We start from the raw sequence: 14,817 nt of genomic DNA, 5'->3' as shown, positions 1-14,817 counted from the left end.
CTCAAGGTAGCCCATCTGGCAGAAGCCTTCGGTATGGATTGTGAAATTCACGGCAACGGCGCACCGAATCTGGCGGTGGTGGGGGCGATTAAAAACTGCCGCTGGTACGAGCGCGGCCTGCTGCATCCGTTCCTTGATTACGACGAACCTGCCGCCTACCTGAATTCTCTCGTCGACCCGATGGATGAAGAAGGCTATGTCCACCTGTCGCAGCGCCCCGGTTTGGGCGAGGACATAAATTTTGACTGGATTGAGACACATACGTTGAGCAAACACTGATAGAACGTTCGTGTTTCCCTTTTGACGGTTTTACCTCCTCCGGCTGCGGGAATCCGGCGCTGGGGGAGCGCGATTATCGCCATCGTGTGTCCTGTAGGGGGTTAAGCGCGCAAATAGTGCTCTTTTTATCGCCAATAGGTGGCAGGGATCGCGTAAAAAAAGGTAAATGGGTAGCGCAGAAAGGTGTGGCTATTTAAAATCGGTACGCTTTCTGTCGTTGATCCTCAAAAGGAATTCTTCATGTCAAAACGTATACTGGCAGCGGTAGTCACTGTACTTTCCCTGACCGCTTTTTCACCGGCTTTTGCCGCTACTACCTCCACCCATGTGCTGCTGACAACCTCTGCGGGCAATATCGAACTGGCTCTGGATGACCAAAAAGCACCGGTTTCTGTGAAAAACTTTGTTGATTATGTCAACAGCGGGTTTTATAACGGCACCATTTTCCACCGTGTCATTCCTGGGTTCATGGTGCAGGGCGGCGGTTTCAGCAGTGACATGAAGCAGAAATCCACCAATCCGCCGATCAAGAATGAAGCGGATAATGGCCTGCGTAATTTGCGCGGCACTATTTCTATGGCGCGCACCAGCGAAAAAGACAGCGCCACCAGTCAGTTCTTTATCAACGTCGCTGACAATGCTTTTCTGGATCACGGCCAGCGTGATTTTGGCTACGCTGTATTCGGTAAAGTGGTGAAAGGCATGGAAGTGGCTGACAAGATTTCTCAGGTTCAGACAGAAAACGTAGGGCCGTATCAGAACGTACCGTCCAAACCGATTGTGATTCAGTCAGTGAAAATCATTAAGAAATAATCGCTTACTGACCTGACATGTCCTGATGAGAGGTTAACGCTGTCCCCTTGCCGTTGAACGGTAAGGGGATTTTTTTATTTCAACCGTTGCTAAGCGTCCGCTAGCCACATGTTAAATGCCAGCCACTGAGTGTGACTGACATGCTTCGTTGATAAGGTTTTATTGCAGTAAACGGATAAAAACCGACGTTATTCCAGCTCGTTGGCCATTTGTTGCAGCCAGGCGTCGACACCGGTACTCGGGACGTTCAGCGTACGTTGGGTTGCCGCAGCAGTCGGGTAACCGCCCACTTCACTCTGGCTGTTGACGAAGGTGCCGCTGCGTTTCTGGAAATCACTGACGATACGCTTATCCACTGTATCGCGATCTTTCGGGCGAGCACCGGCGTGCTGCGTGACCTGATTGACCACCGACGAGGAACTGATTGCGGTCAACCCGGTAGGCCATACCGGCGCTGATTTCAGCAGATTGATACCCGTGCCGGAGGTTTGTGCCACCGCTTTGCCTGATTTGTCGAAGGCCAGGTTGTCACTCATCCAGACATCACCACCGGTGGTGTTGCTGCCGACCAGCGACAGGCCGGACTTGGTGTTGGCACCGTGATACATCACGTTACCGGCGATCGCCACTTTAGCGTTACCCGGCAGTGAGCGGCCTTCCCATTCGCTCTGTACCGCGCCGATACGGATCCCCCAAATACCTGGGTTGTAGATCAGGTTATTGACCACCACGCCGGTAGTCGCACCCTTAAACCAGGGATTACGCTCGTTGTTGTGGGCGTACAGGTTGCCGATGATCGCGGCGTTGGTCACGTTATCGTGGACCAGCGTGCCCATCGAGTGAATGCCTTTGGAGTGGCTGGAATCGTACAAGCCTTCCGCAATGATGTTATTGGAGAAGGTGATGTTATGAGCCGTACCGGATTGACCATCGTAACGCGGCCCGGAAACTGACAGGTTTTCGTCGGTGCCCCAGGCAAAGCTACAGTGGTCCACCACCACGTTGTAGGCGTCCGGCCCGTAGAGTGACACATCTTTCTCAAAGCCACTCTTCTTGGCGTGACCGTTATCGCCGATGCGGAAACGGATATGTTGTATCAGTACGTCATGGGTGGAGATCATCATACCGCCCTTGACCAGCGTGATGCCCGGCGACGGCGCAGTCTGACCGGCAATGGTGACGTAAGGTTCGGCAAGGCGGATGTCTCTATCTGATATGTCGATCACGCCGCCCACTTCGAACACGATAATACGCGGGCCTTTGGTGGCCAGTGCTTCGCGCAGTGAACCGGCACCGCTGGAGGCCAGTGTCGTTACGCGGATGATTTTTCCGCCGCTGCCGGCTACCGTCTCGGTTCCGAATCCTTTCAGGTTGGGGGCGGCGGTGCTGGCTGCCTGAACGCTCAGGACGCTGGCACCAAACAGTAAGGCAAACAACAGGGTATGTTTCATAATGGCGTATTCCTTGTGCCTGACGCAGCCCGCTTTCATCGTGACAGCGCCGAAATAAAAAACGGGTGAGCGGATATGAATATCGCCCCCCCGAATGGTAACAGGACTATCCGCCCGGATGAGCCAGGCGGATAACGTTCCCGCTGTCAGTTATGCTGACGGCAGGGATTATTTACAGGCAGAGCTGGTCAGCACGGCCAGGTTTTTACCAACACCAGCGTAGTTAGCCAGTTTGTCTTTCACACACTGGGCGCTAACCGGGCTGTAGCTGTAAGGTACAGTCGGGTAGGTGCCGGTGGAAGTCCAGCTGTCTGCGTTAACGTAAGCCTTGGTATCCGCGGTCCAGGTGATGTTGTAGGTGGCGAAATCAGCCGGTTTGGTGATGTTGTTGTTTTTCAGCACCCAGGTGCCGAAGTTTTTGCCGTCGTAACGGGATGTTACCGGGTTCAGTGCATTTTCGAACCAGTTGCTTTCGACCAGCGCCTTACCGTTCTGACGCACGTTCAGACCAGAGCTGGTGATGTTGGTGTACAGATTGTTGTAGGCGTGTACGTTGCCGCCGCGCTGCAACGGCAGACGAGCGTTGACGTCATTGTAGATGTTGTGGTGGTAAGTAATGTTACGTTCAGCGCTGTCAGAGGAACTGAAACCAGCCAGGCCGACTTTCTTCACACCGTGGATGTAGTTGTAGGAAATGGTGACGTAGGTGGCACCTTTCTTGATGTCGAAAGCGGATTCGAACGTGGTATCGCCGTCTTTGGTGCCGTCACACTCGTGGTTGGCGGCAAACAGTTCGTTGTGATCCAGCCAGACGTTCGGCGAGTTGTCGATACGGAACATATCGCCATCCTGGGCACCGCCAGGCAGGTAGCCGATACGCATGTTGCGCACTACCACGTCCGCAGAGTTCACGATCCAGATACCGAAGTTGGCGGAAGAGCCGTTGGCACCGATGATGGTGATACCTTTGGTGAAGTCTTTGATTTCCACACCGCGGGCGTCTTTGCTCCACTGACCACAGATATTGGCGGCAGCCGCATTGATCAGGGAATCTTCGTTACCGGTATAAGTGATGACCAGCGGGTACGCGCCGCCTTTCACCTTTTTACCGTTGGAGTCGACTTTGGCGGCGGCAATGATGTCGACGATGTCCTGCATTGACGTCGCTGTTTTTTGTACGGCACCAGAGACATTGCCACCATCCGTTTGGGTGTAGCCACCCGTATCCGCAGCCAGGCTGGATTGACTAAAGGCCAGCAGCAGACCGGCGGCAATCGGAGCAATGAATGATTTCATGAGTAGTATTCCTGTTTTTGAAAAATGTGAGATGGGCATTTATCGTTCCACATGCCCTTTTATAGGTTGGTACGGCAGGGAGCTCCCAGTTATGTTTCAGGTGACGAACGCGCTGACGACCCTCGCTCATCCCAGCTCCTTGCTTTTGCCGCTGGGGCTCACCGATTATCGTCTGCCTGCAACCCGAACCATTTAAGGAATAGATAAGTAAACCGAATTGCACGAATCAACCTGTGCTCAGTTTTAGCGCAAAAGAGGGATATTTCAATAGTTGGAACGCCGGTTCATTATTAGTGTCGGTTATGTTTTTACAAATCTTGACGGACATCACCTTTGGTGGCCTGAGTTCTGACCACTTAATTGTTATGTTTAATAATTAAAAGACAATTAATTATAAAATTACCGTAAAAAACGGCATAAGTCGCCGCCATATCGTCCGTCACATTCCTGCTTTGTGCTCATGGCGACAAGGCACCACCACTGCCAGACCTGGTATCGAAGAAGAAAAAGAGCGGGCATAGAGCCCGCTCGGTGATGAGACGTCAGCCAGGCGTTTTTCGTCCTGGTCTTCGCTGTCGGATTATTGACAGGCGGCGCTGGTCAATGTTGCCAGGCCTTTGCTCACGCCAGCGTAGTTAGCCAGCTTGTCCTTCACGCACTGCGCGCTGACCGGGCTGTAGCTGTAGCTCACCGTTGGGAACGTACCGGTAGATGTCCAGCTATCTGCGTTGACGTAAGCTTTGGTGTCTGCCGTCCAGGTGATGCCGTAGGTAGAGAAGTCGGCCGGTTTGGTGATGTTGTTGTTTTTCAACACCCAGGTGCCGAAATTCTTACCGTCATAACGGGAGGTTACCGGGTTCACCGCGTTTTCGAACCAGTTGCTTTCGATTAACGCCTGGCCGTTCTGGCGCACGTTCAGGCCAGAGCTGGTGACGTTGCTGTACAGGTTGTTGTAAGCGTGCACCAGGCCGCCGCGCTGCAACGGCAGGCGGGCGTTGACGTCGTTGTAGCGGTTATGGTGATAGGTGATGTTGCGGCCGGTGTCGCTGCTGCTGGAGCCATCCAGACCGACTTTCTTCACACCGTGGATGTAGTTGTAGGACACGGTGACATAATCCGAATCCCCCTTGATATCCACCGCAGCCTCAAAGGTGGTGTCGCCATCCGGCGTGCCGTCGCATTCGTGATTGGCGGCGAATAGCTCGTTGTGGTCAATCCACACGTTCGGCGAGTCGTCAACGCGGATCATGTCGCCATCTTTAGCCCCACCCGGCAGGTAGCCAATACGCATGTTTTGCACCACCACGTCGGAGGATTTCTTAACCCAGATACCGAAGTTGGCGGAAGAGCCGTTGGCACCGATGATGGTGATGCCTTTGGTGAACTCTTTGATTTCCACACCGCGGGCGTCTTTGCTCCACTGTCCACAGATATTGGCGGCAGCGGCGTTGATCAGCGAATCTTCGTTACCGGTATAAGTGATGACTAGCGGGTACGCGCCGCCTTTTACCTTTTTACCGTTAGCATCCAGACGGGCCGCAGCGATGATATCGACGATATCCTGCATCGACGTCGCCGTTTTGCTGACAGCACCTGTCGTGTTACCACCCGCCGTCACGGCGTAGCCGCCGGTGTCGGTGGCGGCCAGCAGCGGTTGACTGAGGGCCAGCAGTAGTCCAGCGGTAATCGGGGTAATAAGTGATTTCATTGCGTGTGTTCCTTTTCTCTAAACCATAAATATGTTGTGGGCCTGTGTTATTCCTTTCGCCCGTCTTGAGGGTGGTGCCGACATTCATTGATAAAAAAAATCAAAGTATGTCGGCAGCCAGATTAATTTTTAGTGCAAAAATCGCACAATTCAATAATTGAAATGCCATTTCACTATCTGGATAGGCGAGATCTTTTAATAGTTTTGAGCAGGCTCACGATAACGTGTTCCCATAACAGAAACGGACGTCACTGATTAGTCATATTTATGATTTTGGTTTGGAGTGAACCGTGAAATCGGTCACTGGTCGGCCTGCTAACCTTGTTGCTGACGCCCGTTCCGTCCTCCCCCGCGTTTCGCCGTATTTCCACGCTGAACAGCCGCGCTCGCTAACCGGGCGATTCCTTACTCTGCTCTTATCGCTGAAATGAGCAGAGGGTGAGGTATGCAACCGATTGATGAACTAACGATTTTGTCCGAAGGGATGCACGATGTGGTGCGAAGGCGAATTTTGCGGACTTATACCGCGCGCATGGAGGAGCAGCGACGACACTTCGCCGGGTTCCAGACCAACCAGCAGGGCGAGTTCGACACCAATTTGCGCCCGTTGCTGGATATGAATCTGCTGAATCTGGGGGACAGCATGGAGCCCGGTTCCTATCAGGTTAACAGCAAACGTTTTGAACAGGCGGTGCTGGATTATTACGCCCGGCTGTGGAACTTGCCGTCACCGTATTGGGGATACCTGACGGCGATGGGGTCAACCGAAGGCAATTTGTTCTCACTGTGGAATGCGCGTGATTTCTTGTGTGGGGCCGCGACCACACATTGGCCTGCTATGACCCATGCGCGCTACGCACCGGTGGTGCTGTATTCCGAACAGAGCCATTACTCGCTGGCTAAAGCCTGCCGGGTGTTGCAACTGGCGACGCCCGCCGAAGCCGGGCCGCCGCTGGGGCGTTGCCCTATCAACGCTGGCGTGTGGCCGCGGGCGGTGCCGTGTGACGACGCCGGGCGAATCGATGCAGAGAGCCTGCTGCAACTGGTGATGTTTTTTTATCGCTACCGGCGGCCGGTGATTGTCTGCCTGACCAACGGCACCACCTTTAGCGGTTCCTGCGACGACTGGCTGCAAATTACTACGCAACTGCAGCAACGGCTGCCGCCCAATACGCCGCAGCAGCGTAGTTACTGGGTACATGTGGATGGCGCGCTGTCGTCCAGTTATCTGCCGTTCTGGCCGGAGCAGGAAGGGCGCCAACTGGCGATTGATGCACAGGCGGCGGCGTTGCACTCCATTTGTGTCAGTCCGTACAAATGGTTGAGTATGCCGTGGCCGTGCGGCGTCGTGATGCTGTCGGCTCCGTATCGCTCGGTGGCGCTCAGCCGTCCGAATTATATCGGCAGTGGAGACTCAACCTTATCTGGCTCGCGGCCCGGTTTGTCGGCGGTGGTGTTGTGGAATCAACTGTGCCGCCTTGGTGAGCAAGGGCAGCGAGAGATGATTCACCGCTGTCATGACATCCAGCGCTATGCGCATCAGCAACTTCGGTATCTCTTTGAACGGCTTGATCCCGACCGGGAGCGATTGTTTCTACAACCGTTAATCAGCGGCTCGCTGATGGTGCAATTTAGTGCTCCCAGTCAGTCCATTATCGACCGTTTCTCGTTGTCCAGCGAACGGCGGATGGTGCAGGGAAAGCCTGCGCTCTTCTGCCATCTGGTGGTGTTGCCGCATTGCCATCGGGCGCTGGTGGACAACCTGTTGTGGGCGCTGGGTCAGCCAGGCGCTTTTCCGTCTGCCGGGGAGGAGTGAGATGCGGATTCTGTGGTCATGCTGCGGGCTTGTTTTGTTGTTGCTGGGGAGCGCGGCGTGGTCCGCGCCGGTCGATAACGCGGTGGATGCTCGCCCGGTGGATGTAAGTGTGAGCATTTTTATCAACAAAATCTATGGCGTAAATACGCTGGAGCAGACCTATAAGGTCGATGGCTACATTGTGGCGCAATGGACCGGCAAGCCACGCAAAACGCCAGGCGATAAGCCGCTGATTGTTGAAAATAGCCAGATAGAACGGTGGATCAATAACGGATTATGGGTGCCCGCGCTGGAATTCATCAACGTGATAGGCAGCCCGGACACCGGCAATAAACGCCTGATGTTGTTTCCCGACGGGCGAGTGATTTATAACGCCCGCTTTCTGGGGTCATTCAGCAATGACATGGACTTCCGGCTGTTTCCGTTTGATCGGCAGCAGTTCGTGCTGGAGCTGGAGCCGTTTTCCTATAACAACCAGCAATTGCGGTTTAACGATATACAGGTCTACACCGAAAATATTGATAACGAAGAGATCGACGAATGGTGGATCCGGGGCAAAGCCTCTACCCGTATCAGCGATATTCGTTACGACCACCTGAGCAGTGTTCAGCCCAATCAGAATGTGTTTTCCCGGATAACGGTGCAGATAGACGCCGTTCGCAACCCGTCGTACTACCTGTGGAGTTTCATTTTGCCACTGGGGTTGATTATTGCTGCGTCCTGGAGCGTGTTCTGGCTGGAATCGTTCTCCGAGCGGCTGCAAACCTCGTTCACCCTGATGCTAACGGTCGTGGCTTATGCGTTTTACACCAGCAACATTCTGCCGCGCCTGCCTTATACCACGGTCATCGATCAGATGATCATCGCCGGGTATGGCAGCATTTTCGCGGCGATTCTGCTGATTATCTTCGCCCATCATCGTCAGGCGAGCGGCGTGGAAGACGAACGGTTGATACGTCGCTGCCGACTGGCTTTTCCTCTCGGGTTCCTGGCGATTGGCGGTGTGCTGATTATACGGGGGATGACGCTATGAGCGTTTCACCTTCGCGGGCGGCGCTGGCGGAAGCGCTGTTCGCCAGCCTGATCTTTATCGGGGTGCTGGGGTTCTCCACCTACATGGTCTACCACAAATCGATCAGCACGTTGGAACAGGAGATCAAAATTGGGTTGATGTCGAATGTGCGGTCGGCGGCGTCCACCCTGTCGGGCAAGTTGCATCAAGGCATCACGGCGCGTACCCGGCGTGATGCGCCTGTCTACAAGAAACTGGCGATACAACTGGAACGTATTCGGCAGGCGTCGCAGGACGTGCGCTACATCTATACCACGGTGTTGGATCAGGACAAGGTGCGGTTTGTGGTCAACCCCAGCCCGCAGAATGACAACGATGGCGATGGCCTGCCGGACCTGCCTCCGGCGCTGATGCAGGCCTATGACAATGCGCCATCGGAACTGGTGGAGGCATTGCGGGAACGCAAAGTCTCCGTGTCGGACCAGCCGTATCAGGACGAGTGGGGTTCCTTTATCAGCGCCTACGCCCCTTTTTATGATCAGCAAGGCAAGTTTTGCGGTGTCCTGGCGATGGATCTGGAACTGTCGAGCTTTTATCAGCGGCTGGAGTCGCTTAATCAGGTATTTCGCAAGGCGATCAGCACCATTCTGTTCCTCGGGCTGGTTGTCGGGCTGGCGGTATGGTGGATGCGGCGCAGCAGTCAGCAAGTTCGGGCGCAACTGGCAAGCCGCGAGCAGGCTTATAGCGCGCTGCTGCACGCCACCTCACCTTCGCAACTGGAGCGATTGTATGACTGGCCACTGCCGTTGCTGTTCCTGCGTGGCGGCGACCACGACCGGCCACCGTTGTCTCTGGCGACAGTCATGGCCGACCCAGCGCTGATGGATGGCACCGAAGCGCAGCAGGCAAGGCTGGACGAATGGTGGCGAAACGCGGCGCCATCGCTGCTTCCCTGTCCGGATTCGGTGTTGGCAATTGCGCCGAGCGACGCGCTGGAGGCGTACTTTGCGCCAGACTATTGCCTGCGTTTCTGGCAGCAGAGCTTTCAGCTGTGGCGGCAACTGGCACAGCAGCCGCTAACGATCGAAGTGAGTTTACGGGAAGAGGCCCTGCTGCATTGGGTATGGGATGTCCGGCTGACGCGATGCGGTGAGCCTAACAGCGCGCTGGCTGAGGAGCCTGGCTGGTGGCAGCGCTTCCTGAGCTGGCAGGCAGAGGCGGAATCCATGCAGGTGACGATTCGCCAGGTGACGCGCGGCCAGTTGCTGCTGAACTGGCGGGTGCCTAAATATCCGGAGGCGCTATGATGCTGCGTTTACTACCGATGCTGTTAATCGTACAGACCTTCCTGATCCAACTGGTTTCCGGCATCAATTACGTCACCATTCCGGTGCTGATGAGCCAGCAGGGCTATAACAATCTGTGGATTGGCGTGGCGATGGCCTGCGAAATCATAGGCGTGTTGCTGTTCCACCAGCGCTTAAGCCGCATCATCCAGCGAATGGGGTTGATGTGGTCAACGTTGCTGCTGGTGCTACTGCGCGCCAGCCTGTGCGCCAGTATGGCGTGGCAGCAATTTTACTCCGGCTGGCTGGTCAGTATTCTGGGGTATGGCCTGTGTACCGGGATGCAACTGATCTTGTTGCAAACCTGGCTGAATCAACTGCCGCTGCGGCGGCGTGGCATCATCATGGGATTATTTTCCGCCGCGCTGTCGCTGGGGGTGGCGCTGGGACCGGTATTGCTGCAACTGACCCAGGTCACTATGTCGCAGCGTTTCTGGTTGACCGCACTACTCAGCCTGAGCGCGTTGTTGCTGGTGTGGATCGCCCACATCAATCCACTGCCGGGGATGGTGTCCGCGGTGCGTTTTCGCTTTGTCTGCCGTTATGCCCGCGCCATTTTGGTGTCCGCGTTGGTCGGCGGCGTCAGTTTCTACGGCCTGCCCAACTTCCTGACGCTGTATGGCATCAGCGACGGGCTGACAGAGGAACGCGCATCGCTGCTGATGACCATGTTTATGCTAGGTAGTGTCACGCTCGGGATGTTGGTTAGCCTATTGTCAGACTGGGTGAACCGGCAGTGGATTGTGGTGTTCTGCATTTTCAGCTCGGTGGTTTGCGCGGTATTTCTGGCGCTGGCGGTGTATGCCGATTACGGCGCGACGCTGGTGCTGCTGTATATCTGGGGCGGCAGTATGGGGGGCGTTTATAGCATCGGTTTGTCGCTGCTCGGTGATCGTTTCCATCCACAGCAGCAAATGTCCGCCAACATGAGTTACACCATGATGGATTCCCTTGGCGGCATCGTCGGTCTGATTGGTATCGGTTTCATGATGGACCGTATGGGGCCGGAAGGCATGACGATGGTGTTGGTCGCGGTAGGTTGCGTGTTTCTCAGTTATCTGGTGTGGGAACTGACGGAGCATCAGACGCCTTTTCAATAAGTAGGTCTTCTCAATGTGTCTTCACCGGGCAGCCATCGCCCGCTGGTTTCCCCGTCACCGGCGTATCCCTGGTGACGGGGCGTCATGTCCACATTTTCTTTGAGTTTTTTGCATGTTTCCCTGCTTTTTGCCGATGTTTGCCCAAGAGAGAGTGTGCGTTTCCTTTGCAAACTGACAGTGTCAAGCCATTGAGGAGGAAACCTGATGACGATTGAAATTAGCCAGGAAAAATTAAAAAAGGTAATGACTGCGGCCAGTACAGACGACCTGGCATTGTTCCAGCCTGCGTTGCAGCAGGAGTGCAATGCGGCGGAGATCAACACCCCGCTACGTTTCGCACACTTTGTCGCTCAAATCGCGCATGAAAGTAATGAACTGCGTGCACGGGTGGAAAACTTGAACTACAGCGCCAAAGGGTTGCGTTCAGTATTTGGGCGTTATTTCACTACTGATGAGATGGCGGCGCAGTGCGAACGTAAACCGGAATCCATCGCTAACATTGTTTACGCCAACCGGTTGGGCAATGGGGCGACGGAAACCGGAGACGGCTGGAAGTACCGTGGCCGGGGATTGATTCAACTGACAGGGCGTGACAATTACCACATTTGCGGGAGCGCCATCGGCCAGGATTTGGTGACGAACCCGGATTTGATCAGCCAGAACCCGTCGGTATCGGTGGCGGCGGCGATTTGGTTCTGGAAAAAAAACGGGTTAAACGCGTTGGCCGACCAGGATGACATCAACGGGATTACCCGTCGTATTAATGGCGGCCTTAATGGTCTGGCAGACCGCAAAGACTATCTGGCGAAAGCCAAGCGCGCTTTCGGCTAAACGGTGGCAGAGGTTACCCGGTTATACCCGTCATACTTCAAGTTGCAGGTGCGTTGTTCAACACGCGAGCGTGTTGCCCTGCAACTCGAATTGTTTAGGGTATAAAAACGGAAAGTTTTATTAAATGAGCACCGGTATTTTATTTATCCGTTTTATGTAACCGATCAAACTAAATAGAACTGCTAAAACTGATACTAAAGTGATACCAAAACATTTTTTAAATAAGGCTAGTATAAAGTCACTGACTTAAGATGAATGCTGCAATGTGTTCCCTATTTTTAAATGAATTAATGGTAAAGCATTGTTGAAAAATTACGTGTTTGCTGTGTGAATATTCTGTGCCAGAAACAGAGTGAAAGACAATGTAATCGGAATAGTGGTTGATAACTGTTGCGATAGTTTTGGTTGTTATTCTCTTGCTGGCGGGATGGTATACAAACACCAGGGATTTTAAATCCCCTATTCAGGAAAGAGAAAAATGATGCACCCATCTAATACTCGTCATGCATTATTGGATAACCCACTTTCTGATTTGCAGCAACTGGGGATAAATGGAGAGGGGATAAAGATCGGTATTATTGATGGTGCTATTGATTGCCAGCATCCGATATTAAATCATCTAAACATAGAGTGCTTTTCTGCGCAGACAGGTAAAAGCACCTCACACGGTACGGCCGTGGGCAGTATTATCGGTGGAAAGGGCGTTGGCATCGCACCTGCGTCTACCCTGTTGAGCATTCCTGTATTTCATGAGGATGAACGAGGGAATATTCATGGTTGCTCTGAGCGTACTCTGGCAAAAGCTATTCGTGATGCCCGGTTAAATGGGTGCCATATTATCAATATTAGCGGGGCGTCATTATCAATTAATGGTCAGGGAACGGATGAATTACGCAAGGCCATTGATGACTGTGAAAAAGACGGCGTGTTGGTTATTGCCGCTGTCGGTAATGAAGGCCGAAATAGTGAATCATTACCCGCATCGATGGATTTTGTTCTGGCTGTCGGCGCGTGTGATAAAGAGGGGTTTCCCGCTTCATTTAATAATTATGGAATAAAACTGAGAAATAAAATGTTACTGGCTTCTGGTGTATCAATTCCTGTTGCTACGCCGAATTATGATCTGTCAGTTGTATCTGGTAGCAGCTTTTCTGCCCCGGTGGTGTCGGCGGTGTCGGCATTAGTGATGAGGGCGATGAATGTAGCAAACGATAGTCGTGCGTCAAAAATGATTCGGGACGTGCTGTTTAATACAGCCACCCCACTCGTGTTGTCAACGGCAGGTAATCGGGATTCTGTTGTATACCGATTAAATATTCAGAAATTATTCCGGCAAATAGCACAGGAATTTTATCACCCACTACCAAAAAGGATCACCACCATGTCAACTGAAGAGAAAATGGTTGAACCCGCCGCCGTGGAGCTGCTGGTTCCCTCGATTATCGACGCCCAACAGGACGTTCAGAATGTCGAGTTGGATGACGATGAGGTGCTGGCGCCTTCCAGCCTAAGCCAGGAAGCGAGCGTCCCGTCGAGCGCTTCATCGCACGCCACCGGTCTGTCATTATCGAAAATCAGCGATCCGGCAGCCAATCACTATGTCCATGCGCCAGCACGGCGGGTTATGCCGCAATCTTCGGCGTTAGATGCACGCACGATCCGCGATCAGGAAAAGGTTTTTGTCATCGGCCAGGTTGGCTATGACTTCGGCACCGAAGCGCGGCTGGATTATTTCACCCAGGTAATGGGAAATAAAAGCGGTTACCCGTTTGACCCGGTGCAAATGGCTGAGCATCTGAATACCGGTGACAATGCGGAACAATCCAATGCGCTCATCTGGACGCTAAAAATTGATGGCATTCCGGTTTATGCGATTAAACCGGATGCGCAGTTCGCGGTGCTGGAATATGCCCGTCTGGTTGAATTCCTGTATGAACAGGAAACCAAAGGCGTGGAGCGCGTCTCTATCGCCGGGGTTATCAGCGGTGAAACCCGTTTGTTTAACGGTCAGGTGATCCCCACCATCAGCCCGGTATTACGCGGCATGTTCAACTGGGAATCCCAGGATATTTCCAAGATGTTGATGGGGGAAAGCGCTGTCGGCACGCCGAAGTCCAAGGAACTGATCAACTTTATCAATCGCATTTATTATGAACTGCGTAACCGGGGTTACGAGTCGAATGAGCGCGCCATTAACTATGCGGCCACCAACGCGTATCAGATGGAGGAAATCTTCGATGATGCGTTCGCTGAAGGGTTATTCCTGAACAAGATCAGCGCGGAGCGTAGCCCGGTCAGCCGCCCGGAATCCGATTGCTGGGACGTGGTATTGGAATTCTTCAATCCGAAAGAACGTCTCACTGCCGCACGCAAACTGTATCGCTACACCGTTGACGTCAGCGATGTCATGCCGGTCACCGTCGGCACACTGCGCAGCTGGCACGCCTATTAATGTTGGTCTGTCAAAACATACTGTTTTTCAGCTTTGCCGCCAGTCGGGGGCATTAACCTGGGGATATCCCCAAAACGTAATACAAATACACTCAAGGAGAAATAACCATGAAACTTCCAACCCAAGCACAGAATGTCAATCGCGCTAACCGTGTTGCCGAAGCCAAAGCGTCCGGCGTTAATCCGGCGTTCTGGGGTGACGTGCTGAACGTGCTGAAAAAAGCCGGTCAGGGTGCACTGGCTGGTGTACTGAGCTAATCAGTAAGGGTGCATGGCCAAATGGCCATGCACCCTTTATTTATAATAATAAATAGCAATATGTAATGTTGTGTTAATTGTGTTGTCAAAGTCAGGGGATATTAAGTTAGGTGAGTCTACATCATAACTAATTGATATGCCTTATTGTGGTTAATAGTCGTAAATATCAAAACTGGCATGGGTATAGTTTGGTATTTTAAAAAAACCATAAAAAGATGTATTGATTTTGATTGCAGAGGGGAAGGTATGTCTAACAAAGGATTTATGGTGAACACAGCAATGATCAAAGACCTTCGGGTAAAAAAAAATTAAGTCAGGAAGAATTGTCAGAACAAAGTCTTGAGTCAAAATGTTATATCTCTATTTCTACAATAAAAAGGGTGGAATTAGGTAAGCCGATCTCCAGACAAACTTTGCACAAACTAGCAAAGTTCTTTAAGAGGGTGTAATTAAAAT

Annotated in this window: 13 protein-coding genes; 10 read left to right on the top strand and 3 right to left on the bottom strand. The window is 52.9% G+C overall.

Going from position 1 to position 14,817, the window contains the following annotated elements; all coding sequences use genetic code 11:
• Both OB87_RS18550 and ppiA read left to right on the top strand, forming a co-directional pair.
• On the top strand, positions 1 to 279 hold a 279-nt coding region (locus OB87_RS18550), incomplete at its 5' end, for an enolase C-terminal domain-like protein (protein WP_318026094.1).
• Between the two features lie 240 nt (positions 280 to 519).
• Positions 520 to 1,092: a peptidylprolyl isomerase A gene (gene ppiA / locus OB87_RS18545; protein WP_033570855.1), complete on the top strand. Its 573-nt coding sequence runs from the start codon at positions 520 to 522 to the stop codon at positions 1,090 to 1,092.
• 188 nt (positions 1,093 to 1,280) lie between these two features.
• Here ppiA and pelZ read toward each other — a convergent pair whose 3' ends face one another.
• The 3 genes from pelZ to pelC all read right to left on the bottom strand — a co-directional run bounded on the left by pelZ (position 1,281) and on the right by pelC (position 5,547).
• The gene (gene pelZ, locus OB87_RS18540) at positions 1,281 to 2,543 is read right to left on the bottom strand and encodes a pectate lyase PelZ (RefSeq protein ID WP_033570854.1); all 1,263 of its coding nucleotides are present in this window, start codon (positions 2,541 to 2,543) and stop codon (positions 1,281 to 1,283) included.
• Between the two features lie 168 nt (positions 2,544 to 2,711).
• A complete protein-coding gene (gene pelB, locus OB87_RS18535) occupies positions 2,712 to 3,839 on the bottom strand; it encodes a pectate lyase PelB (RefSeq protein ID WP_033570853.1) in 1,128 nt (375 codons plus the stop codon).
• 580 nt (positions 3,840 to 4,419) lie between these two features.
• Positions 4,420 to 5,547, bottom strand: a complete 1,128-nt coding sequence (gene pelC, locus OB87_RS18530) for a pectate lyase PelC (protein WP_033570852.1) — start codon at positions 5,545 to 5,547, stop codon at positions 4,420 to 4,422.
• Positions 5,548 to 5,992: 445 nt separating this feature from the next.
• On the opposite strand from pelC, the gene OB87_RS18525 reads away from it, so the two are divergent.
• The 8 genes from OB87_RS18525 (at position 5,993) to OB87_RS20790 (ending at position 14,810) form a co-directional block, all read left to right on the top strand.
• Positions 5,993 to 7,363 (top strand): pyridoxal-dependent decarboxylase, encoded by a 1,371-nt coding sequence (locus tag OB87_RS18525; RefSeq protein ID WP_033570851.1) that lies wholly within the window; start codon positions 5,993 to 5,995, stop codon positions 7,361 to 7,363.
• Position 7,364: 1 nt separating this feature from the next.
• Positions 7,365 to 8,396, top strand: coding sequence for a ligand-gated ion channel (locus OB87_RS18520; RefSeq protein ID WP_033570850.1), 1,032 nt, complete (start codon positions 7,365 to 7,367; stop codon positions 8,394 to 8,396).
• Positions 8,393 to 9,682 carry a PDC sensor domain-containing protein gene (locus tag OB87_RS18515; RefSeq protein WP_033570849.1) on the top strand — a complete coding sequence of 430 codons (1,290 nt, stop codon included), beginning with the start codon at positions 8,393 to 8,395 and terminating at the stop codon, positions 9,680 to 9,682. The genes OB87_RS18520 and OB87_RS18515 overlap by 4 nt, the downstream gene beginning before the upstream one ends.
• On the top strand, positions 9,679 to 10,821 hold the full coding sequence (locus OB87_RS18510; RefSeq protein ID WP_033570848.1) for an MFS transporter: 1,143 nt from the start codon (positions 9,679 to 9,681) through the stop codon (positions 10,819 to 10,821). Before OB87_RS18515 ends, OB87_RS18510 begins: the two co-directional genes overlap by 4 nt.
• 204 nt (positions 10,822 to 11,025) lie before the next feature.
• Entirely contained in the window at positions 11,026 to 11,652 is a 627-nt protein-coding gene (locus OB87_RS18505) for a glycoside hydrolase family 19 protein (protein ID WP_033570847.1), read from the top strand.
• Positions 11,653 to 12,130: 478 nt separating this feature from the next.
• Positions 12,131 to 14,104: a PatA/PatG family cyanobactin maturation protease gene (locus OB87_RS18500; protein ID WP_081977418.1), complete on the top strand. Its 1,974-nt coding sequence runs from the start codon at positions 12,131 to 12,133 to the stop codon at positions 14,102 to 14,104.
• 107 nt (positions 14,105 to 14,211) lie between these two features.
• Positions 14,212 to 14,361: a hypothetical protein gene (locus OB87_RS20910; RefSeq protein ID WP_167334396.1), complete on the top strand. Its 150-nt coding sequence runs from the start codon at positions 14,212 to 14,214 to the stop codon at positions 14,359 to 14,361.
• Positions 14,362 to 14,621: 260 nt separating this feature from the next.
• A complete protein-coding gene (locus tag OB87_RS20790) occupies positions 14,622 to 14,810 on the top strand; it encodes a helix-turn-helix domain-containing protein (protein ID WP_152605910.1) in 189 nt (62 codons plus the stop codon).
• Positions 14,811 to 14,817 lie beyond the last annotated feature (7 nt).

The organism is Dickeya undicola (genome assembly GCF_000784735.1).
GTDB lineage: Bacteria > Pseudomonadota > Gammaproteobacteria > Enterobacterales > Enterobacteriaceae > Dickeya > Dickeya undicola.
The sequence above is the reverse complement of the archived record's forward strand: the minus strand, read 5'-3'. Positions and strand labels throughout refer to the sequence as shown.